This is a genomic window from Halorubrum sp. 48-1-W, from assembly GCF_003287355.1.
GTDB lineage: Archaea > Halobacteriota > Halobacteria > Halobacteriales > Haloferacaceae > Halorubrum.
In genome coordinates this window covers 1-18803 of the sequence record NZ_QMIM01000001.1, presented here as the reverse complement: position 1 = coordinate 18803, position 18803 = coordinate 1, and the positions used below count along the sequence as shown (strand labels likewise).

The following is an 18803-nucleotide window of genomic DNA, read 5'->3' as shown; positions in this document are numbered from 1 at the left end:
ATGCCTAGTTTAGACCGGTTGGAGTGGGTGGATATCGTAGCCGGTGACGTTCATCTCGCGTACGATTTCGGTAAGCGATCGGATCGAGACGATGAGTGAGGATCACCTGAGTGTGTTGGTTGTCGGTGATACGACGATCGATCTCTATCCCGCGGACGGGAGATCGATCGCACCCGGAAGCAAGTTCGAATGGCACATCGGTGGGACGGCGACGAACGTCGCACGATGGGTCGCCTCGCTCGGCAGTGAGACCAGCCTTGTAACGAACATTGGGACCGATACCGTTGGCGAGATAGCCGCTCAACACCTCGCTGACGGGCCAGTCGATACAACACACGTGACACGGGTTGATGCGACATCACCGCTCACGCTGTACGTCGCAACGGGAGACGACGAGGATTGGAACGCCTGGGTCGCTGGGAGTTGTTACGGCTTTACCCCACCCGCTGATCCGGCGGCGCTCGTGGGGCCCTATGAGTGGGTCCACTTGGAGGGGGTCACGTTGCCGACGGCGGTGAACCAGCGTGGCGTGCGAGGGCTTGCGGAGGCGGCCACGGCGAACGGTACCGGCGTCTCCTTTGATTTGAACGGACGCACGAACCAGTGGGCCACACCCGACGCCTATCGGCAGGCACTACCGGACGTGCTACAGCACTGTGACCTGATCTTCGCCGGAACGGATGACCTCGCGGTGGCCAGCATCGATCGCACACCGGCGGGACTGCTCGAACTACTTCCGTCGGACCACTCGGCGATGGTGTTCATCACGGATGGACCGGCAGAGACGACCGCGATGACCGTGGATGACGGAGAGATCATTGAACAGGTGACTGCGACTCCACCAGCAGCCACGGTCGCCACCACGGCCGGTGCCGGTGACGCGTTCGCTGGTGCGGTCCTCGCCGCACGCCACGCCGGCATCTCGGATCTCGAGGAGTTAGCGACGATCGGGAATGCGGCCGGCGCGGCCGCGGTTTCAACGACCGGACCGTTTGACACGGATGGCTTGGATGCGATGGACGGTCCGTTTTGATTGCGGACGTGTGTATGGGTCGATTGACGCTACGACGGCTCTGTTAACATTTAACGAGGAGCGCGTTCGGTACTGATGTGATCGGTACAGTAGACGGCTGGGTCACCCGTGAAACCGGTACAGCGACGTGACGTATGGCAGCCGGTTGAGCATCCAGATTGCGACCGGGAGCCCCACGACCGTGATCGCGAGGAACGACGCCACGTTCGCCCAAAATAGGCTCAACCACCAGCCGATGAGGACGAAGTAGATCCCCCGGACGACGAGTGAGCGTTGCCCCTGCGCCGACTCGGGCTCCGAAAGTGACCGTGGCTCCGCGAGCGTGAGCACCGTCGGCACGAGGTTGATCAGCTTGATGCCGATCGGGAGTAGGATGACCGTGACATTGAGCAGCCACGCAGTGTTGACGACGATCGGCGTTACCCACCAGCCGACGAACACGAACCACAGCGCGCGAACGAGGAAGGAACGTTGTGTCATTGCGCGAATTAGATCCCCAGACAGTGAATCAGTATCGTTGACCACGGTAGCCCCCGAATCGCTCGGACGTAGACGAGCGTGAACCCGGGATCTCGCGCTCGTGAGTACGAAGAAGACGAGAATTTCACTGCGGCGAGGAGGCTGTCCCGCCGCGGCCGTTCATCGCATCATCGCCCGTACCGCCGCGCCGACCGAGGTGAGCCTCATGCTGACGGTATCGATCAGGACACACCCTCTGAAGCCTGCGATCGAACAGTCCGTGGGAGAGATGTCTGGACTATCTGTCGTGACCGGCCATCGACCGTCTTCACGCCGATGAGGAGGTGGACCGCGCTGGGGCGGGTCGCCATATGTGGCGACGGCTCCTGTCGGCCTCACGGTGCTCTCCGGCCGACACTCCCACCGTCCCCTCCGTGTCCGAACGGTACCGAAGACCCCGTATCGGACGAAGACCCCACATCGGACGAAGACCCCACATCGGACGAAGACCCCACATCGGACCTTTATATAACGTCGACCGACTACCGGGGAACGTGTCCAGCGTCACCCTCCGGATCGACCCGCACGTTCACTCCGAGGGCAGCTACGACGGCCACGAGCCGGTCGACCTGATCTTGGAACACGCCGCGGACATCGGCCTCGACGCGGTCGTGATCACCGACCACGACGCGATGGGCGAGTCCAGGCGGGCGGCCGAGCTCGCCCCCGAATACGGCCTGGTCGGGATCCCCGGGGTCGAGGTGTCGACCGCCGACGGCCACCTGCTCGCGGTCGGCGTCGACCGGATGCCGCCGCGCCGTGAGTCCTATGCGGAGACGGTGACGTGGATCCACGACCGCGGCGGGATCGCGATCGTTCCCCACCCCTTCCAGCGGTCGCGCCACGGGGTCCGCAGGCGACACGTGCCGGTCCCCGAGCCGGACGCCGACGCCGCCGACGGCCGCGACCCCGTCGACGAGATCGACGCCGTCGAAGTGTTCAACGCCTGGCTGTTCACCGGCTATCGCAACCGACGTGCCAGGCGGTTCGCCGCGCTCCACGGCTACCCCGGCGTCGCCGCCAGTGACGCCCACCACCTGAACTACGTCGGCCGGGCGTTCACCGAGCTGACGGTCCAGGGGCGGGCGTCGGTCGACGACGTGACCGCCGAGGACGTCCTCTCGGCGGTCCGGGAGGGGACGACGACCGTGAGCGGGAAACGCGCACCCGTCCCGATGGCGGCGAGACACTACCTGATCGCCGCCGGCCGGAAGTCGGGGTACTACGCCCGGACGGGCGTCGGCCGCGGAACGGCCGCCGCGGTGCGCGGGGCGGCGGAGGCCGCCTCCATGACGCGGGTCGGCCTCTCACAGGGCGTCCACCGGTTCGGGCGGGCGCTGTCGTGGTTCCGGTGAATCGCCGCGGAGGCGGGGTTTTTGCCCGCGGAGGTGAAACGAACGACCATGAGCCACGACAGACACGAGGCCGGGTTCAAGCGTCGGACCCGCGTCGCCGAGGCACGGGCGACGCTACTCGACGCGACCGAGCCCCACGACCGGACCGAGACGGTCCCCCTCGCCGACGCCGACGGGCGGGTCCTCGCCGAGCCGATCGACGCGCCCGCGCCGGTCCCGGGGTACGACCGGGCGGCGATGGACGGGTACGCGGTCCGCGCCGAGGACACCTTCGGCGCGTCCGACCGGTCGCCGGCCGTCCTGCGGGAGCGGGACCGCGAGGACGGATCGATCGCCCCCGGCGAGGCCGTCCGGGTTCACACGGGGAGCGCGCTCCCCGACGGCTCGGACGCGGTCGTGATGATCGAACACGTCGAGTCCGTCGGCGACGAGGTCGAGACGTTCGACGCCGTCGCTGTGGGCGAGAACGTCGGCGAGGCGGGCGAGGACGTCGCGGACGGCCAGCGGCTCTACGAGGCGGGCGAGACGCTTCGCCCGTCGGACCTGGGGCTGTGTAAATCGGTCGGCCTCGAGGCGGCCGTCGTTTCCGAGCGCCCCACCGTCGCCGTGATCCCGACCGGCGAGGAGCTCGTCCAGTCGGACCCCGAGCCCGGCGAGGTGATAGAGACGAACGGGCTCACCGTCTCCCTGCTCGTCGAGCGGTGGGGCGGCGAGGCCCGCTACCGCGAGGTGGTCACCGACGACGAGGACGCCCTCACTGCCGCCATCGAACGTGACCTCGACGCCGACGTGGTCGTCACCACCGGCGGCTCCTCCGTCGGCGAGCGCGACCTCCTCCCGGAGGTCGTCGACGAGCTCGGCGAGGTCCTGGTCCACGGCGTGGCGCTCAAACCCGGCCACCCGGTGTGTCTCGGGCGGGTGGACGGAACGCCCGTCGTCTCGCTGCCCGGGTATCCCGTTGCCTGTATCGTCAACGCGGTCCAGTTCCTCCGTCCCGTCCAGAAACGCGTCGCCGGGACGACCGCCGACCCGCTCCCGACCCGGCGCGCGCGGCTCACCCGCAAGGTGGCGAGCGAACCCGGCACCCGGACGTTCGCCCGCGTGAAGCTGTCGCGGGACGACGGCGACGGGGAGGGGAGCGACGGCGACGGGGAGGGGAGCGGCGACGACGGCGCGGACAACCCGCCTCTCGTCGCGACCCCCACCCGGGCGAGCGGGTCGGGCGTCCTCTCGAGCGTCGCGCTCGCGGACGGGTGGGTCGTCGTGCCGGAGCCGAGAGAGGGGCTCGACGCGGGCGACGTCGTCGACGTCGAGCTCTGGGAGGTGACGGAATGACGGAGCGCAAGGAGTTCCGCGACCTCGCCGAGCCCGACGCCGCCCGCGACGCCATCGCGTCGCTGGAGCTTACCCCCACAGCCGAGTCGGTCCCGCTCGCGGAGGCCCGCGGGCGCGTGCTCGCCGAGCGGGTCGACGCCGGCATCGACGTGCCGGGGTTCGACCGCGCGTCGATGGACGGCTACGCGGTCCGGGCCCGCGACACGTTCGGGGCCGACGAGGCGGACCCGGTCGAGCTCGACCTCGTCGGCGCGGTCCACGCGGGGGCGACCCCCGAGGTGACCGTCGACCCCGGCACCTGCGCGGAGGTGTCGACCGGGGCGGTGATGCCGGACGGCGCGGACGCGGTGGTGATGGTCGAGCGCACGGACGAGGTGCCGTCGGAGGGGGATCCCGCGCGTATCGCGTTCCGCACGTCGGTCGCGCCGGGCGACCACGTGATGGCCGCGGGCGCGGACATCGCCGCGGGGGCTCGCGCGCTCGGGCCGGGGACCCGCCTCACCCCCCGCGAGGTCGGGTTGCTCTCGGCGCTCGGCGTCGACGAGGTTCCCGTTCGCGGCCGGCCGCGGGTCGGGATCGTCTCCACCGGCGACGAGCTGGTCCGCCCCGGCGACGACCTCGACCCCTCGCGCGGGGAGATCTACGACGTCAACTCGACGACGATCGCCGTGGGGGTCGAGGAGGCCGGCGGCGAACCGGTCCTCTACCCGCACGCCGGCGACGACTACGCGGAGATGGAGCGCCTGCTCCGGGAGGCCGCCGACGAGTGCGACCTGGTGCTCTCGTCGGGGTCGACCTCCGCGAGCGCGGTCGACGTGATCTACCGCGTGATCGAGGAGCGCGGCGACCTCCTGTTACACGGCGTCGCCGTCAAGCCGGGCAAGCCGATGCTGATCGGGCGGCTCGACCGCGCCGACGGCGGGGAGTCCGCCTACGTCGGGCTCCCCGGCTACCCCGTCTCCGCGCTGACGATCTTCCGGACGTTCGTCGCGCCGGCGGTCCGCGAGGCTGTCGGGCTGCCGGAACCGCGGACCGCGACCGTCGAGGGGCGGATGGCGGTCCGCGAGCGCTACGTCGAGGGGCGGCTCCGGCTGATGCCGGTCGGACTGCTCGACTTGGGCGACGGCTCGGTGGCCGACGGGCCGGCGGGCGACCGGGAGAAACCGATCGTCTACCCCGTCGACAAGGGCTCCGGGGCGACGACGAGCCTCGTCGAGGCCGACGGCGTCGTCGCCGTCGACCCGGACACGGAGTACCTCGACGCCGGCGAACACGTCACGGTCCAACTGTTCTCGCCGGACGTTCGCCCGCCGACCCTGCTCGCCGTCGGCGAGGACGACCCCGCGGTCAACCGCCTGCTCGACCGCCTCGAGAACCCGCGGTACCTCCCGGTCGGCTCCCGGGAGGGATACCGGCGGCTCCGCGACGGCGTCCCGGACGTCGCCGTCACCGCCGGCCCGACCGACCGCGACGTCGACGACGTCGTGCTCGGCGGGTGGGACCGCGAGTGGGGGCTCGTCGTCCCCGCGGGGAACCCCGAGAACGTCGAGGGACTCGCGGACCTCGTCGACCGCGACCTCCGGTTCGTCAACCGGCCGACCGGGACGGGACTCCGCCGGAGCCTCGACGACGCGCTCGAGGACCTCGCAGGCGAGCGGTCGGCTTCGCGGGCCGAGGTGACCGACCGGATCGACGGCTACGCGTTGACGCTACGGGCGTTCGAGAGCCCGGTCCGGCGGGTGCTCGCGGGCGACGCGGACGTCGGCCTCGGCCTGCGCGAGACGGCCGACCGGCTGGGCAGTGGGTTCGTGCCCCTCGGCGAGCAGCCGGTCGTCGTCCGCGCGGCTGTCGACCGGGCCGACCGCGAGGCGGTGGCGTCGCTCTCCGCCGAACTCGACGCCGACGGGATCGATCGGCTGCTCGCGGGGCTCGCGGGCTGTTCGGCGTAGGCGACGTTACTCGGCGTAGGCGACGTTACTCGGCGTAGGCGACGTTACTCGGCGTAGGCGAACCACGTCGCCGGCGCGGAACGGACGTCCGAGCATCAGTCCCGAACGATCCGTTCCTCGCCGTCCTCGACGACCACGTCGAGGCCGTGTTCGTGGACGAACGCCGCGGTGTAGTCGGGGACGATCCGTGCTACCGAAAACCGTGCCCGGAGAAGCGGGAGCGTGTCGAGGAGGTCGGCGCGCGTCTCGAGGGACGGGAGCGACCCGACGAACTCCACGTCGTGGCCGGCGTCACTGCCGCGGGCGGCGATCGTCGGCAGCGCGGGCGAATCGAACGCCCCCTCGAAGTCGATCGGCTCGGTGAAGCCCGCGTAGTAGGCCCGCCCCCGGGTCGAGGGCCCGATCACGACCTCGTTCGTCCGGAGCTTCATCGCGGCCGAGTCGATGAGCGTCCGCGAGAGCAGCGGCGCGGTGGGGCGCACGACCGCGACCGAGTCCGCCCCCTCCTCGCGGAGCAGGTGGGTGACGGTGTTGCCGGCGCGGGCGCCGAACGTCGATCCGACCTGTCGCTCGAACCGGACGTCCCCGGTGCCGCCGAGCGTGTCGGCCACCAGCGTGCGGAGTTCGGCCTCCGGCGGGGTGTCGGTCCGGTGGGGTTCCGGGATCGACTCCTCGTCGGGATAGTTGACGAGCAGGTCGCCGCCGGAGCGGTCGACCGCGAGCACGGCGTCGCGGAAGGCGGCCTCGTACAGGTCGGCGGCCTCGGCAGTCGAGAGCGGCGTCGACTCCGCCAGCCCGGTCGCGACGAGCCCCTCGCGGGGCGGGTTCGCAAACACGACGACGACGGTCATACCGGAGGGAGTCGCGGCTCCACCTTCAACTAAGCGAAGTCGCGCCGCATCGCGATCTCGAACCAGGGACAGAGGCGAAGCTGGCGGTACAGTGCGGGGTTCTCGTGAAGGTGCTCGTAGTCGACCCACATCCGTCCACCGATCTCGGCGGGGTCGGGGTCGAGGTCGGTGTCCTCGAGCGTGACTTTCAGGACCGCACACACCTCCCACTCGACGCCCTCGTTCGGGTAGTAGCGTTTGTACTCGAACCGGTCCGTGACCCGGAGGTCGTCGTACTGGTCTGGCGTGATCCCGAGCTCCTCCTCGAGGCGCGTCGCGGTCGCGTCCTCCTGGGACTGTCCCTCGACGGGGTGGGAGGCGACGGTGCCGTCCCAGTGGCCGTCCCACAGCCGCTTGGTCGGCGCGCGCTGGGCCAGCAGGATCCGCCCGTCGGTATCGAAGACGAGGCAGGTGAACGCCCGGTGGCGGATCCCGTCGCCGGTGTGGGCGTCGAGCCGGTTGACGGTGCCCTGGGGGGCGTCGTCGGGGTCGACGGCGACGACGTCCTGGGCGGCGTTCTCGTGGTCGATATCGGCGTCGGACCCCCCGCCGTCGGGATCGGGGGCTGTGGCGTCCTCGGAACTCATACCGTCCCGTCTCACACCGAGGCTAATAAGGGTTCGATACGGCGCGGAAACCGAACCCCGCCCGCGGTTCGACGCGCTTAAACGCCTGCCACGGCTACCCAACGGGGATGAGTGACCCGGCGCTCGACGTTGTCGAGTTCGTTCTGACCACGCACTTCTACACCGAGAACCGCGACCTCGACGAGAACGACCTCCCGCCCCGGTTCCGGCGGGTGTTCTGGTCGGACGACGCCGTCGAGGACGCTCCGGGCGGCGTCGAGCGCCCGCTGAAGGCGACCGACGCCAGCACCCGAACGGCGACCGGCGTCGAACGACCCTGGGACGCGGTCTCCGACCTCCTCTTTACCCAACACACCGAGTTCTCGGGCGAGATATCCCTCACCCAACCGGAGATGGGCCTGGAGTGGTACCGCGACCACGCCGACGCCGACCGGATCGCCTCGAACCCGACGCTCGTCGCGGCGCTCACAGCCGTGGACGGCCTCGAGGCACCCATCTCCCACGAGGAGGCGCGGGACAACGTCCGGCCGATCCAGGCGGACCGCGTCTGGATCGACGCGCTCCTCGAGGAGTACTTCGACGAGGACGAGGACGGCGAGATGCTCGATCTCGTCAACGTCCGCGCGCCAGAGGAGATCGAGACCACGCTCGCCGACCTCGTGTTGACCGGCGATCAGGAGGAGGAGATCCAGAAGATCGTCAAGGCGATCGAACACCGCGAGTACCTCGCGAGCATCGGGCTCCGCGAGATCGGGAAGCTGCTCTTCGTCGGGCCGCCGGGAACCGGGAAGACCACGGTCTCGCGGGCGCTCGCCCACCAGCTCGGGATCCCGCTTGTCGAGGTGAAGATGTCGATGATCACGAGCCAGTACCTCGGCGAAACGGCGAAGAACGTCGAGAAAACCTTCGAGGTCGCGAAGCGGCTCTCGCCGTGTATCCTCTTCATCGACGAGTTCGACTCGGTCGCGAAGACGCGCCGCTCCGACGAACACGCCGCGTTAAAACGCGCGGTCAACACCCTGCTCAAGTCGATCGACGAGGTGTCGCTCGTGCGCGACGAGGTGCTCCTGATCGGCGCGACGAACCACCCGGACCAGCTCGACGCGGCCGCCTGGCGGCGCTTCGACGAGATCGTCAACTTCCCCAAGCCGGACCGGGACATGCGCGCGGACATCCTCCGGGTGGTGACCCGCGAGATGCAGATCGCCGACTTCGACCCCGAGGAGGTCGCGGACCGGACCACGGGGCTCACGGGGTCGGACCTCCGGATGGTGCTCCGGGAGGCCGTGTTGGGCGCGTTGACGGAAGACCGCATGACGATCACCCAGAAGGACGTCATGGAGGCGGTCGCGGACTTCGAGGAGCGGGACAACCTCAAAAATATGGATATGATCGACGGCGAAGGCGCGGAGGTCCTCGGCCAGACCGACGACAGCGGTCACGATCACGGCGAGGGCCACGACCACGGCGAGGGCCACGACCACGGCGAGGGCCACGACCACGCGCACGGCCACCCGCAGGATTAGCCGGACGGGGTAAGGCTAGTCGGACGAGTCGCCGGGGGACACACCGGCTTCCCGGCTGCCGCGTACCCCCGCGACGGTGTAACCGAAGCCGCGATCGACGACCGCCGGGTCGAACCCGACCGTTTCCATGTCGTCCGCGAGCGCGTCGGGCGTCGAGAACCGAGACCCCATGCCGATGGCGTGCTCGACGGCGACGAGGAGCCGCCCGAGCGGGTGTGAGGGGTCGAACTCGCGAACGACGAGGACGCCGCCGGGCGCGATCACGCGCCCAGCCTCCCGGAGCGCGGCCTTCCGGTCCGGCAGGTGGTGGAACGCGTCGACCACGAGGACGGCGTCGACGCTCCCGTCGCGGAACGGGAGTCGCCCCGCGTCGCCGGCGACGGCGGACAGGCCGCGTGTGGTCCGGGCCCGACGGAGCATCCCGGACGAGACGTCGACGACGGTCGTCTCGGGCCCCGTCAGCGCGGCCGACGCCCGCCCGGAGCCGCCGCCGACGTCGAGCATTCGGTCGATCGGCCGCTCCGCGCGCTCGAACCCCGTTGCGAGCACCGCGCCGTTCGCGGGCGGCATGACGAGGTCGTACAGCGGCGCGATCCGGTCGAAGAAGCGAACGTCGCCGAGGCCGTACATGGCGTTCGTTGCGGTCGAGGCGGGTTATACTCCCGGTCGCGACGGCCCCGGTCGATCCCCACCCGTCCCACCGGGACCGTTTACCGCCCCGCGTCCGTATCGCCACGCATGGAGTTCACGGTGGCCGGCGAACCGGGCGAGGGGGCGACGTGTCGGCTCGACTACCGGGCATTCGCGTACGCCGGGAAGTTCGTCGTCGGCGGGACCGGAAAGGCGCTCTTCCGGACCGGGGACGGCTCTGACGCCGTTCCCGACTGGACGCCAGCGGAGTCGCTTCCCGAAACCGTCGATCCGACCGCGTTCGAGGACGACGTCCTCGCTGGCGTCTCGTTCTCGCCTGACCGCACCGACCCCGCGTGCTGTCGGCTCCGGTACGTCACCGTCCACGTCGCACGCCGCGGCGAGGGGATCGGCCCCGAACTGCTCCGGCGGACCGTCTCGTGGCTCGCGGATGCGGGCTACGAGCGCGTCCGGATCGCCGTCAACAACCCGTTCGCCTACGAGGCGCTCTACAAGTGTGGGTTCGCCTACACCGGCGAACGGACCGGACTCGCCGAACTCGAGCTGGAGCGACCCGCCGACGCGCCCGCACCGGTTCGCGACGACCCAGAGCGGTACCGTGCCGGCCTGGCCGTCTTCCGCGACCGCGACGACGCCGAGCCGGTTCGCCGGTTCCTCGCCGACCGGCTCGACGACGAGGGGGGCGGCCCCGCCGGCCCGCCAGAGCTCGCGGGTTCCGCCGACCCCGTCGGGTCGTCCGAGTCCGCAGAGTCCGCCGACCCCCGCAACACACTTACCGACGACGGCCCGTCCTAGACGACATGTACGTCGTCGTCGGTGGCGGGCTCGCCGGGCTCTCGGCGGCCGCCCGGCTCCGCATGGCGGGCCACGAGGTCCGGGTGTTCGAGGCGGACGACGCGGTCGGCGGCCGTGCGCGCACGGTCGACACCGCCGGCGACCCGGTGGAGCGGTTCCCGAACTACTGCTCCCCGTCGGCCGACGCCCTCCTCCCGCTCGACGACGCCCTCCCCTCGCTCGGCGACGACCTTTCCCCGCTCGACGACGCCCTCCCCTCGCTCGACGACGCCCTCCCCCCGCTCGGCGACCGGACCGTCCGGTACCGCGGCTGTACCGCCCGCTACCGCGACGGGGTCGTCCACCCGTTCGACGCCCCCTGGGAACGGCTGGCGTACCCGGGAACCGGGATCTCCGACGCGGTTCGGCTCGCGCGGCTCGAACGTCGGGTTCGGCGTCTCGTCGGGTCAGGCGACGCTGTGAGCGCTGTCGGAGACGACGGGGGCGCTCCCCGCGCCGACCTCGACGCGACGACCGCCGAGGCGTTCGTCGTCGATCGGGCGTCGCGGGCGACCTACGAGGGGTACGTCGAACCGGAGCTTCGGGCGGAGTTCGGCGACCGCGCCGGCGACGTCTCCGCAGTCTGGCTCGCGGGGTGGCTCCGCTCGCGGGCGGAACACGACCGGCACGGGGCGGCGGTCGGCTACGTCGACGGATCGATGGACCGCCTCGTGGACGCGCTCCTCGGGTCGATCGGCGTGGAGGCGGTCGAGACGGGAGTCCACGTCGTCGGGGTTGACGCCGAGGACGGCGGTTCGGGTTCCGACGGCGGGGTCAGGGTGACCGTCGAGACGGCGGCGGGCGACCGCGTCGTCGGGTGTGCGGGCGTGGTCGTCGCCGGCGATCCGTCGACCCTCGAGGGCGTGACGGGGGTCGACTCCGGCGTCGAGTCGGTCGGCGAGACGTGCGCGCTCGTCACGACGGACCGGCCGATCGTCGACTCGTGGCGGGTGATAGTCGAGCCGGGGGCGCTCTCCGTCGGCGGGGACGCCCCGTTCGGAACGCTGTTCGCGCACACGAACCTGGTCTCCCCCGAACGGTACGGCGGCGATCACCTGACGTATCTGGTCGGTCGCGGAGGGGGACCCGTCGGCGGGGCCGACGCTCTCCAGGATCGATGGCTCTCGGCGCTCGAAGACCTCTTCGCGTCGTTCTCGCGGGAGGGAGTCCGGTCGGTCCGTGTCGCCCGCGACCCCACTGCGGCCGTGGCGGCTCCGCCGGGCGAGCGCGTGCCGGTCGACCTCGCCGAGGCGGGGGTCCCGGGCGTCGCCTACGCCGGTCCGGGGACCCACGTCGACCCGTTCGGCGGGTCGCCGTCAGTGCGGGTCGCTGCGGGAGTCACGGCCGCCGAGGCGGTTATGCGCTCCGAGCAGGGGCCGGATCCGGGGCCGGATCCGGAACCGACGAGGCGTTCCGAGGCGGAGACGGACGCCGGGACGACGGCGTATCCGGTTCCCGAGCGGGACGGGTCGGGCTTCGAGTGGGGCTGAGAGGAGCCGTCGATCCGTCTCGAGACGCCGCGCTCACGCGCTCGCTTCGTCCTCGTCGAGTCCGGGCGCGATGGCGGGGTCGACGTCGTCGGGCTCCTCGGTGTCGCCGCCCACGACCGTCTCGCCGTCGTCGACCTCCACGTACACGTCGTCGGCGAAGCCGGCGAGCGCGTTCTCGTACTCCGCCGTCTCGAGGCGCTCCGGGGTCTCGGGCGCGTCCGCGATCCCGTCGGCCGGGCGGAACTCCCCGAGCGGGTCGTCGATCGTGATCCCGTGTGCCGAGAAGAACGACTCGTACCGGCGGTAGTGCTCCTCCAGTTCGTCGCCGGGGATCTCCATCATCTCCGTCCAGCCGTGGTTGAAGAAGTCGAAGTTGGCCTGAACGTGGGTGATCTCGCGAGCCTCCGCCTCCGGGAAGCCGGCCTCGAGGGCGGCGACGTACGCGTCCATCGTCGCGTCGAAGAAATCGTCGAGGTGGGCCCTGCGCTCCTCCCTGCGCTCCTCGTCCGCCTTGTTGAGGAAGATGCTCGTGTGGAGGTCGACGAGCTTTTCGTTGGCAACGTCGCCGACGACAGGGGTGGTAAGCGCCTTCTTGGCGGCCCAGTGGCGGATGTTCTGCCGGATCTTCATACGCGCTCGTTCGGGCGGGACGACCTTGAATCTGTGGCGGCGTCGCCGGCTCCACGACGTGGCTTTCCGACGGAGAGCGCATCGTGGCGTACCGAGCGAAGGACTATCACGGTTCTCAACGCGGATGACAATCCACATTAACCCCCAATCCGAAACGCCGGCCATGAGCGATTCGTACGTGATCGTCGGGGACGGGATCTCGGGGGCCTCCGCGGCCGAGACCCTCCGCGAGGAAGCGCCTGACGCCGAGATCACGGTCATCACCGAGGAGGGGGAGTCCCTCTACAACCGGATCCTGATAAAGGAGTTCGCGAAGGGGAAACTCCCCGAAGCGCCGATATCGATCCACGACGAGTCCTGGTACGACGACCACGACGTCGACCTCCGGTTGAACACGCTCGTCGTCGACATCGACGTGGAGAACGACGCGGTTCGGACCCACGAGGACGAGGTCATCGAGTACGACTCGCTCCTCTTGGCGATCGGCGGAACTCCCCAACAGCTCCCGGTCGAGAACGCCGACGCCGACGGTATCCACCACTTCTGGACGTTCCAGGACGCCCGGAGCATAAAAGAGAGCGTCGAGGACGCCGACCGGGGGGTCATCGTCGGCGCGGGGCTACTCGGCATCGACTTCGCGGCCATCTGCGGCGCACAGGGCGTGGAGGCGAAGTACCTGATGCGCGGCGACTCCTGGTGGCGGTACGCCCTCTCGAACGAGGGAGCGGAGATCATGCACGAGGCGATGCGCGAGCGCGGCGTCGAGCCGGTGTTCGACTCCGGCGTGGACCGCTTCGAGGTCGACGACGACGGGCGCGTCGAGGCGGCCGTCGACCCCGACGGCGAGCGCTACGAGTGCGACTTCGCGGGCGTGGCGATCGGGTTGAACATGAACACGGAGATCGTCGAGGGGACGCCGATCGAGACCGACAACGGGGTCGTCGTCGACGAGTACATGCGAACGAACGTCGACAACGTGTTCGCGGCCGGCGACATCACGACCTTCGAGGACCTCGTCCTCGGCGAGCAGGCCAAGAACGGGTCGTGGGGGTCGGCCAAAGAGCAGGGGACGATCGCCGCATACAACATGGTCGAGTACGGTAGCGAGGAGTTCGAGTGGGTCTCCTCGTACTCCATCACCCACTTCGATTTCCCCTTCCTCTCGTTCGGGCACCCGACGCTCGGCGACGACTCGGTGGAGGCCACGACCGACGAGGGCGAGTGGCGTCGCGTCGCGCTGAAGGACGGCCGGATCGTCGGCGGCGTGCTCATCGGCGACCTCTCGCCGCAGTCGGCGTTCAAACAGTTGATGCGCGAGAAACGCGACGTCACCGGACAGACGGAGCTCTTGATGGAGCCCGGCTTCTCGGTCGACGATCTGGCCGCATCGACGGAGCACTGACCGGTCATCGGCTCCCGGGTCGGCCTCGGCCGGCCTCCCACCATCGACTCCCGGAACGGCCCCGGACCGGTCTCCCGTCGCCGGCTTCTCACCTTCCCGGAGGAAGCAGTACTTTTTCACGTCGAGACGGTCTCCGGACCGGTAATGTCACGTCACGCCTCCGACGGCCGGCCGGACCCGCCCGCGGACGGTTTCCTCGCGTCGTTCGTCGAGGGGAGTTCCGATCCGGTGATCTCCCTCGACGACGAGGGAAGGGTCGTCTACGCGAATCCAGCCGTCGAACCCGTGCTCGGGTACGCTCCCGGCGACCTCCTCGGTCGGCGGCTCGCGTCGGTGGTTCCCGACGAACCCGCCGAGAGACGCGGGTGTTCGCTCCACGCGCGTCTCGAGGCTCCCGAACGGCTCGTCGGCGAGGGTGACGTCACGGTCCCGCTCGCGTCCGCCGACGGGGACGTCCACACCTTCTCGGTTCGCTTCCACGACCACGAGGTCGACGGGGAGCGCGTGTACACCGGTTCCTTCCGGGAGCGAACCGGGGGCGAGAGGCGACGAACGTTCCGGACGTTTCGAAACCTGATCGAGCAGGCGGGCCACGCGATCTACGTCACCGACACCGACGGAACGATCGAGTACGTCAACCCGGCGTTCACCGAGCACACCGGCTACGAGCCCGACGAGGCCATCGGCGAGACGCCGGCGATACTCAACTCCGGCGAGATGCCCGACGACTACTTCGCGTCGCTGTGGGAGACCCTCCTCGCGGGCGAGGTGTGGGAAGAGGAGATCGTCGACCGGCGAAAGGACGGGGAGTTGTACTACGCCCACCAGACTATCGCGCCGGTTCTCGACGACGCGGGGACCGTCTCGCAGTTCGTCGCCATCCAGACGGACATCACCGAGCGGAAGACGGCCGTGGGACAGCTGAAACGGTACCGTGAGATCGTCGAGCGACTCGACGACCCCATCCTGTTACAGAACCTCGATGGGGAGTTCGAACTGCTCAACGAGGCCGTGAGCGAGTTCGCGGGCGTCCCCCGTGAGGAGCTGTACGGGAACGACGAGTCGGCGTTCATGGACTCGGAGACGGCGGCGACGATCCACGAACGCCGGAGGTCGGTGCTCGAGACGGAGACGGTCGCCGAGTACGAAGTCTCCCCGACGTTCGAGCGGAGCGGTCGCACTGCGACCTTCAGCACGCGGCGGTACCCGTACTACGACGGCGACGGCGAACTGGCGGGAACGTTCGCGATCTGTCGGGACGTGACGGACATCAAAGCCCGCGAACGGGAGCTGGAGCAGTTCGAGCACGCCATCGACGGCGCGACGGACCTGATCGCCGCCGTCGACCACGACGGTCGATTCCTCTTCGCCAACCGACAATACCGGACGTACCACGACATCGAGAAGGCGGACGTGAGCGGGCTCACGGTCGGCGACGTCGTCGACTGTGACCAGTACCCGGACGTGAGACGCCACGTCGACCGCGCGCTCCGGGGGCACTCGATCGAGTACCGGACGACGCGAACCCATCCGGACCGGGGGACACGCACGTTCGACGTGCGCTACTATCCGCTCGGTGCTCCCGGTGAGGACGACGAAGCGGCCGGGGTCGTCGGCGTCCTCCGGGACGTCACCGACAGCGAGAACCGGGCCCGCCAGCTCCGGGTCGTCGATCGGGTGCTCCAACACAACCTCCGGAACGCGATAACCGTGATCCGCGGCCAAGCGGAACAGGTCCTCGAACGGAACGCAGGGACGGTCACCGGGTCGGCAGCGTCGGACATCGCCTCGCGTGCCGACCAACTCCTGACGACGAGCGAGAAGGCCCACCACATCACCGAGGTGCTGAGCGACCCGCCGAACACGGAGCTGGTCGACGTCGGTCGGACGGTCGATCAGCTCGCCACGGCGACGGCCACCGAGTTCCCGACGGCGACCGTCTCGGCGTCGACGCCGACGGACGGCGAGGCGATCGCGTCCGCGACCGGGTGGATAGACCGAGCGATAGAGGAACTGGTTCACAACGCGATCGTCCATCACGACCGTGAGCGCCCGTCCGTCGAGGTCGCCGTGGAGACGACGGCGGAGACGGTGGTGTTGACGGTCACGGACGACGGTCCCGGATTGAACGGAATGAACCGGGACGTGTTGGAAACCGGTCGGGCGATCGACGCGCTGTATCACGGCAGCGGATTGGGGCTGTGGCTCGTGTACTGGGTGCTCCAACAGTCCGGCGGGTCGGCGACGGTCGCGGACGCCGAGCCCCGCGGCACCGTCGTGACGGTCACGCTGCCGCGCCGCGAGGCCCACACCGCCGAACCGTGACTCCCGGACGGTTCGGCTCGCGAGCGGACTACGGCGGACGTCCATCGACCCCGTCGTGCTCCGGAGTCGACCTGCTCGAAAGAGTTAACATATATCATGGTGTATGATGACACATGGCATTTCGAGAGGAGGGGCGGCGGATGCGCCTGCGTCGCACCGGGAGGGTGCCCCCCGACGCGCGGGTCCGCCACTACGACGAGCTCGACGACGCGACACAGGCGACAGTCGCCGAACTGGCGGGACGACCGCGGACCGCCCCGGAATCGGCGGACCTCGAGGACGGGGACGTGGTGAAGTTCACCGACTACTACCGGATCCGCGCCCGCTGACTCGACGACGACCACGTCGGGTTTCGAGCCCGTCCCCCCTTCGAACCCGGCGACTACGACTCGCACGAGAAGCGAAGTCGTTTTCGCCCGCGGCGTGAAACGTGAGCCATGGACAGCGGCGGATCAAGCGACATGACGCTGGCGTTCGAACTCGAGGCGCTGAAGACGCTCGCCGACCCGAACGCGGTGTTCAGCGGCGCTCGACAGTGGACGGAGTACGTCGGGGTCGTGAGCGAGAAGCCGACGTACGTCGTCACGAACTTCACCCGGAAACACCGCGTGCGCCAGGACTTCTTCTCCGGCCCGCGCGGCGTCGAGGAGAGCTTAGAGAACATCAAGAGTCAGTTCGACACCGACCGACACGTCTTCGTCGGCACCGACGAGGACGACGTGGCGGTCGCCGAGGCGACCGGCTGGGAGTTCCTCGACGTCAAGGACGCCGCTGAGGCCGCGGGGTGGACCCTCGCGACGCCGAACGAGGACGAGGAACCCGAGACGACCTCCCGCGACGACTGGCCCTGAAGGACCTCCCGCGACGCGTGACGTTTTCACGCCCGCGGACGAACGACAGGGCATGAGCGACGACGGCCACGACGCCGACCACGACCAGCACGGCGGTCACGACCACCACGCGGACCACGACCACGACCAGCACGGCGGTCACGACCACCACGCGGACCACGACCACGACCACCACGCACACGACGCGGAGGCGGTCGCGGTCGCGGTCGTCACCGTCTCCTCCTCGCGGTCGCTCTCGGAGGACGCCTCCGGCGACCGGATCGTGGAGACGTTCGAGGACGCGGGTCACGAGGTCGTGGTCCGCGAGCTCGTCGACGACGACTTCGACGGGGTTCAAGGGACCGTCGACCGGCTCGCGCGACGCGGGGACACCGACGCCATCGTGACCACCGGCGGCACCGGCGTGACCCCCGACGACGTCACGCCCGACGCGGTCGACCCGCTCTTCGAGAAGGAGCTCCCGGGGTTCGGCGAGCTGTTCCGCCGGCTCTCCGCCGAAGAGATAGGCACCCGGACGGTCGGCTCGCGCGCGACAGCGGGGGTCGTCGACGGGACCGTCGTCTGCTGTCTCCCGGGCTCGGAGAACGCGGTCCGGCTCGGCGTCGAGGAGATACTCCTCCCGGAGATCGGCCATCTCGCCGGATTGGCCGGTCGGGGTACGGGAGCGTCCGACGGCGACGACACCGAAGTTGACGGCGACGACGACGCCGATACGGCGTAGGGGGCGTCGACGACCGCTGAGCCGCTCGGGCGTGCCGGACGAGGGGCGGACGCGAGCCGTGACGACAGCGGGGACGGAAGCTTTCCGGGCCGTCCGGCTACTCGACCGGGAGCAGTCCGGCCGTTCGGAGGTCGTCGTCGAGACGACCGTCGCCGTGTTCGGCGTACGCCTCGGGGGTGTACGTCTTGATCTCCAGCGCGTGGACCGACCGGGTCATGTGGTCGCCGACGGCGTCGTACACCCGCTGGTGTTGGTCGACGAGCGACTCCCCGTCGAAGGCGGGCGAGACCACGACCGCCGCGAAGTGGGCGTCCTCGTCCTCGTCGTTGTGGACCCGCGGCGTGCTCACCCGCGCGACCGACTCCGGGATCCCCGACTCTATCAGCTCCTCGATCGTCTCCGTGTCGATGGTCATAACGTTCCCTCCGACGTGGACGGGCAAAAACGGACCGGGACCGGGCGGGACCGACTCGAAACGGACGGCGGAGGACACTTCAGGAGCGCTCGGCGGACGCATCCACTGTCCGATCGACGAACGAACGGACTAAATCCCTTGCCGAGAGAGTGCCCCCCATGACCCCGCGTAGTTCGAAGCGAGTCGTGTCGATCGTCGACGACGACGTCACGACGGAGGGGCGCTCGTGAGCGGGGACGAGGAGCTGGCGAAGGACCTGGGGCTGGTCTCGGCGATGACGATCGGGATCG

General features: G+C 69.7%; 18 protein-coding genes. 12 read left to right on the top strand and 6 right to left on the bottom strand.

Going from position 1 to position 18803, the window contains the following annotated elements:
- Nucleotides 1–91 precede the first annotated feature (91 nt).
- Nucleotides 92–1033 (top strand): carbohydrate kinase family protein, encoded by a 942-nt coding sequence (locus tag DQW50_RS00090; protein WP_112077308.1) that lies wholly within the window; start codon nucleotides 92–94, stop codon nucleotides 1031–1033.
- 102 nt (nucleotides 1034–1135) lie between these two features.
- On the opposite strand, the gene DQW50_RS00085 is transcribed toward DQW50_RS00090, so the two are convergent.
- The gene (locus DQW50_RS00085; protein WP_112077307.1) at nucleotides 1136–1513 is read right to left on the bottom strand and encodes a YccF domain-containing protein; all 378 of its coding nucleotides are present in this window, start codon (nucleotides 1511–1513) and stop codon (nucleotides 1136–1138) included.
- A 533-nt stretch (nucleotides 1514–2046) separates the two neighbouring features.
- Here DQW50_RS00085 and DQW50_RS00080 point away from each other — a divergent pair.
- The 3 genes from DQW50_RS00080 to DQW50_RS00070 are packed head-to-tail and all read left to right on the top strand — an operon-like array spanning nucleotide 2047 to nucleotide 6191.
- Nucleotides 2047–2907: a PHP domain-containing protein gene (locus DQW50_RS00080; protein ID WP_112077306.1), complete on the top strand. Its 861-nt coding sequence runs from the start codon at nucleotides 2047–2049 to the stop codon at nucleotides 2905–2907.
- A gap of 48 nt (nucleotides 2908–2955) precedes the next feature.
- A complete protein-coding gene (gene glp / locus DQW50_RS00075; RefSeq protein ID WP_112077305.1) occupies nucleotides 2956–4242 on the top strand; it encodes a gephyrin-like molybdotransferase Glp in 1287 nt (428 codons plus the stop codon).
- Nucleotides 4239–6191 (top strand): molybdopterin biosynthesis protein, encoded by a 1953-nt coding sequence (locus tag DQW50_RS00070; protein ID WP_112077304.1) that lies wholly within the window; start codon nucleotides 4239–4241, stop codon nucleotides 6189–6191. Before glp ends, DQW50_RS00070 begins: the two co-directional genes overlap by 4 nt.
- A 95-nt stretch (nucleotides 6192–6286) precedes the next feature.
- Here DQW50_RS00070 and DQW50_RS00065 read toward each other — a convergent pair whose 3' ends face one another.
- Both DQW50_RS00065 and idi read right to left on the bottom strand, forming a co-directional pair.
- A complete protein-coding gene (locus tag DQW50_RS00065) occupies nucleotides 6287–7042 on the bottom strand; it encodes a DUF2064 domain-containing protein (protein WP_112077303.1) in 756 nt (251 codons plus the stop codon).
- 29 nt (nucleotides 7043–7071) lie between these two features.
- A complete protein-coding gene (gene idi / locus DQW50_RS00060; RefSeq protein ID WP_112077302.1) occupies nucleotides 7072–7668 on the bottom strand; it encodes an isopentenyl-diphosphate Delta-isomerase in 597 nt (198 codons plus the stop codon).
- Between the two features lie 107 nt (nucleotides 7669–7775).
- Between idi and DQW50_RS00055 the strand changes: the two genes are divergently transcribed.
- The gene (locus DQW50_RS00055; protein ID WP_112077301.1) at nucleotides 7776–9194 is read left to right on the top strand and encodes an ATP-binding protein; all 1419 of its coding nucleotides are present in this window, start codon (nucleotides 7776–7778) and stop codon (nucleotides 9192–9194) included.
- 15 nt (nucleotides 9195–9209) lie between these two features.
- Here DQW50_RS00055 and DQW50_RS00050 read toward each other — a convergent pair whose 3' ends face one another.
- Nucleotides 9210–9824 carry a class I SAM-dependent methyltransferase gene (locus tag DQW50_RS00050; protein WP_112077300.1) on the bottom strand — a complete coding sequence of 205 codons (615 nt, stop codon included), beginning with the start codon at nucleotides 9822–9824 and terminating at the stop codon, nucleotides 9210–9212.
- A gap of 108 nt (nucleotides 9825–9932) precedes the next feature.
- Here DQW50_RS00050 and DQW50_RS00045 point away from each other — a divergent pair, with 108 nt between their 5' ends.
- Both DQW50_RS00045 and DQW50_RS00040 read left to right on the top strand, forming a co-directional pair.
- Nucleotides 9933–10640, top strand: a complete 708-nt coding sequence (locus tag DQW50_RS00045) for a GNAT family N-acetyltransferase (protein ID WP_112077299.1) — start codon at nucleotides 9933–9935, stop codon at nucleotides 10638–10640.
- Between the two features lie 5 nt (nucleotides 10641–10645).
- On the top strand, nucleotides 10646–12169 hold the full coding sequence (locus DQW50_RS00040; protein WP_112077298.1) for an FAD-dependent oxidoreductase: 1524 nt from the start codon (nucleotides 10646–10648) through the stop codon (nucleotides 12167–12169).
- A 33-nt stretch (nucleotides 12170–12202) separates the two neighbouring features.
- Here DQW50_RS00040 and DQW50_RS00035 read toward each other — a convergent pair whose 3' ends face one another.
- Nucleotides 12203–12799 (bottom strand): DUF6149 family protein, encoded by a 597-nt coding sequence (locus DQW50_RS00035; RefSeq protein ID WP_112077297.1) that lies wholly within the window; start codon nucleotides 12797–12799, stop codon nucleotides 12203–12205.
- Between the two features lie 163 nt (nucleotides 12800–12962).
- On the opposite strand from DQW50_RS00035, the gene DQW50_RS00030 reads away from it, so the two are divergent.
- The 5 genes from DQW50_RS00030 to DQW50_RS00010 all read left to right on the top strand — a co-directional run bounded on the left by DQW50_RS00030 (nucleotide 12963) and on the right by DQW50_RS00010 (nucleotide 18098).
- A complete protein-coding gene (locus DQW50_RS00030) occupies nucleotides 12963–14201 on the top strand; it encodes an NAD(P)/FAD-dependent oxidoreductase (RefSeq protein WP_112077296.1) in 1239 nt (412 codons plus the stop codon).
- Between the two features lie 144 nt (nucleotides 14202–14345).
- Nucleotides 14346–16526 (top strand): PAS domain S-box protein, encoded by a 2181-nt coding sequence (locus DQW50_RS00025; protein ID WP_112077295.1) that lies wholly within the window; start codon nucleotides 14346–14348, stop codon nucleotides 16524–16526.
- A gap of 140 nt (nucleotides 16527–16666) precedes the next feature.
- Complete coding sequence (locus tag DQW50_RS00020) at nucleotides 16667–16855, top strand: hypothetical protein (protein ID WP_112077594.1); 189 nt, start codon at nucleotides 16667–16669, stop codon at nucleotides 16853–16855.
- A 108-nt stretch (nucleotides 16856–16963) separates the two neighbouring features.
- A complete protein-coding gene (locus DQW50_RS00015) occupies nucleotides 16964–17377 on the top strand; it encodes a hypothetical protein (RefSeq protein ID WP_112077294.1) in 414 nt (137 codons plus the stop codon).
- 52 nt (nucleotides 17378–17429) lie between these two features.
- Nucleotides 17430–18098, top strand: a complete 669-nt coding sequence (locus tag DQW50_RS00010; protein WP_112077293.1) for a molybdenum cofactor biosynthesis protein B — start codon at nucleotides 17430–17432, stop codon at nucleotides 18096–18098.
- Nucleotides 18099–18195: 97 nt separating this feature from the next.
- Here DQW50_RS00010 and DQW50_RS00005 read toward each other — a convergent pair whose 3' ends face one another.
- Nucleotides 18196–18513: a BolA family protein gene (locus DQW50_RS00005; protein ID WP_112077292.1), complete on the bottom strand. Its 318-nt coding sequence runs from the start codon at nucleotides 18511–18513 to the stop codon at nucleotides 18196–18198.
- Nucleotides 18514–18803: the final 290 nt, after the last annotated feature.

Excerpts from the sequence above, each read along its gene's own strand:
- DQW50_RS00025 (WP_112077295.1), top strand. The coding sequence starts at position 14,346 with ATGTCACGTCACGCCTCCGACGGCCGGCCGGACCCGCCCGCGGACGGT.
- DQW50_RS00045 (WP_112077299.1), top strand. The coding sequence starts at position 9,933 with ATGGAGTTCACGGTGGCCGGCGAACCGGGCGAGGGGGCGACGTGTCGG.
- DQW50_RS00035 (WP_112077297.1), bottom strand. The coding sequence starts at position 12,799 with ATGAAGATCCGGCAGAACATCCGCCACTGGGCCGCCAAGAAGGCGCTT.
- DQW50_RS00065 (WP_112077303.1), bottom strand. The coding sequence starts at position 7,042 with ATGACCGTCGTCGTCGTGTTTGCGAACCCGCCCCGCGAGGGGCTCGTC.
- DQW50_RS00085 (WP_112077307.1), bottom strand. The coding sequence starts at position 1,513 with ATGACACAACGTTCCTTCCTCGTTCGCGCGCTGTGGTTCGTGTTCGTC.
- DQW50_RS00050 (WP_112077300.1), bottom strand. The coding sequence starts at position 9,824 with ATGTACGGCCTCGGCGACGTTCGCTTCTTCGACCGGATCGCGCCGCTG.
- DQW50_RS00040 (WP_112077298.1), top strand. The coding sequence starts at position 10,646 with ATGTACGTCGTCGTCGGTGGCGGGCTCGCCGGGCTCTCGGCGGCCGCC.
- DQW50_RS00005 (WP_112077292.1), bottom strand. The coding sequence starts at position 18,513 with ATGACCATCGACACGGAGACGATCGAGGAGCTGATAGAGTCGGGGATC.
- DQW50_RS00070 (WP_112077304.1), top strand. The coding sequence starts at position 4,239 with ATGACGGAGCGCAAGGAGTTCCGCGACCTCGCCGAGCCCGACGCCGCC.
- idi (WP_112077302.1), bottom strand. The coding sequence starts at position 7,668 with ATGAGTTCCGAGGACGCCACAGCCCCCGATCCCGACGGCGGGGGGTCC.
- DQW50_RS00055 (WP_112077301.1), top strand. The coding sequence starts at position 7,776 with ATGAGTGACCCGGCGCTCGACGTTGTCGAGTTCGTTCTGACCACGCAC.
- DQW50_RS00090 (WP_112077308.1), top strand. The coding sequence starts at position 92 with ATGAGTGAGGATCACCTGAGTGTGTTGGTTGTCGGTGATACGACGATC.
- DQW50_RS00010 (WP_112077293.1), top strand. The coding sequence starts at position 17,430 with ATGAGCGACGACGGCCACGACGCCGACCACGACCAGCACGGCGGTCAC.
- DQW50_RS00030 (WP_112077296.1), top strand. The coding sequence starts at position 12,963 with ATGAGCGATTCGTACGTGATCGTCGGGGACGGGATCTCGGGGGCCTCC.
- DQW50_RS00015 (WP_112077294.1), top strand. The coding sequence starts at position 16,964 with ATGGACAGCGGCGGATCAAGCGACATGACGCTGGCGTTCGAACTCGAG.
- DQW50_RS00020 (WP_112077594.1), top strand. The coding sequence starts at position 16,667 with ATGCGCCTGCGTCGCACCGGGAGGGTGCCCCCCGACGCGCGGGTCCGC.
- glp (WP_112077305.1), top strand. The coding sequence starts at position 2,956 with ATGAGCCACGACAGACACGAGGCCGGGTTCAAGCGTCGGACCCGCGTC.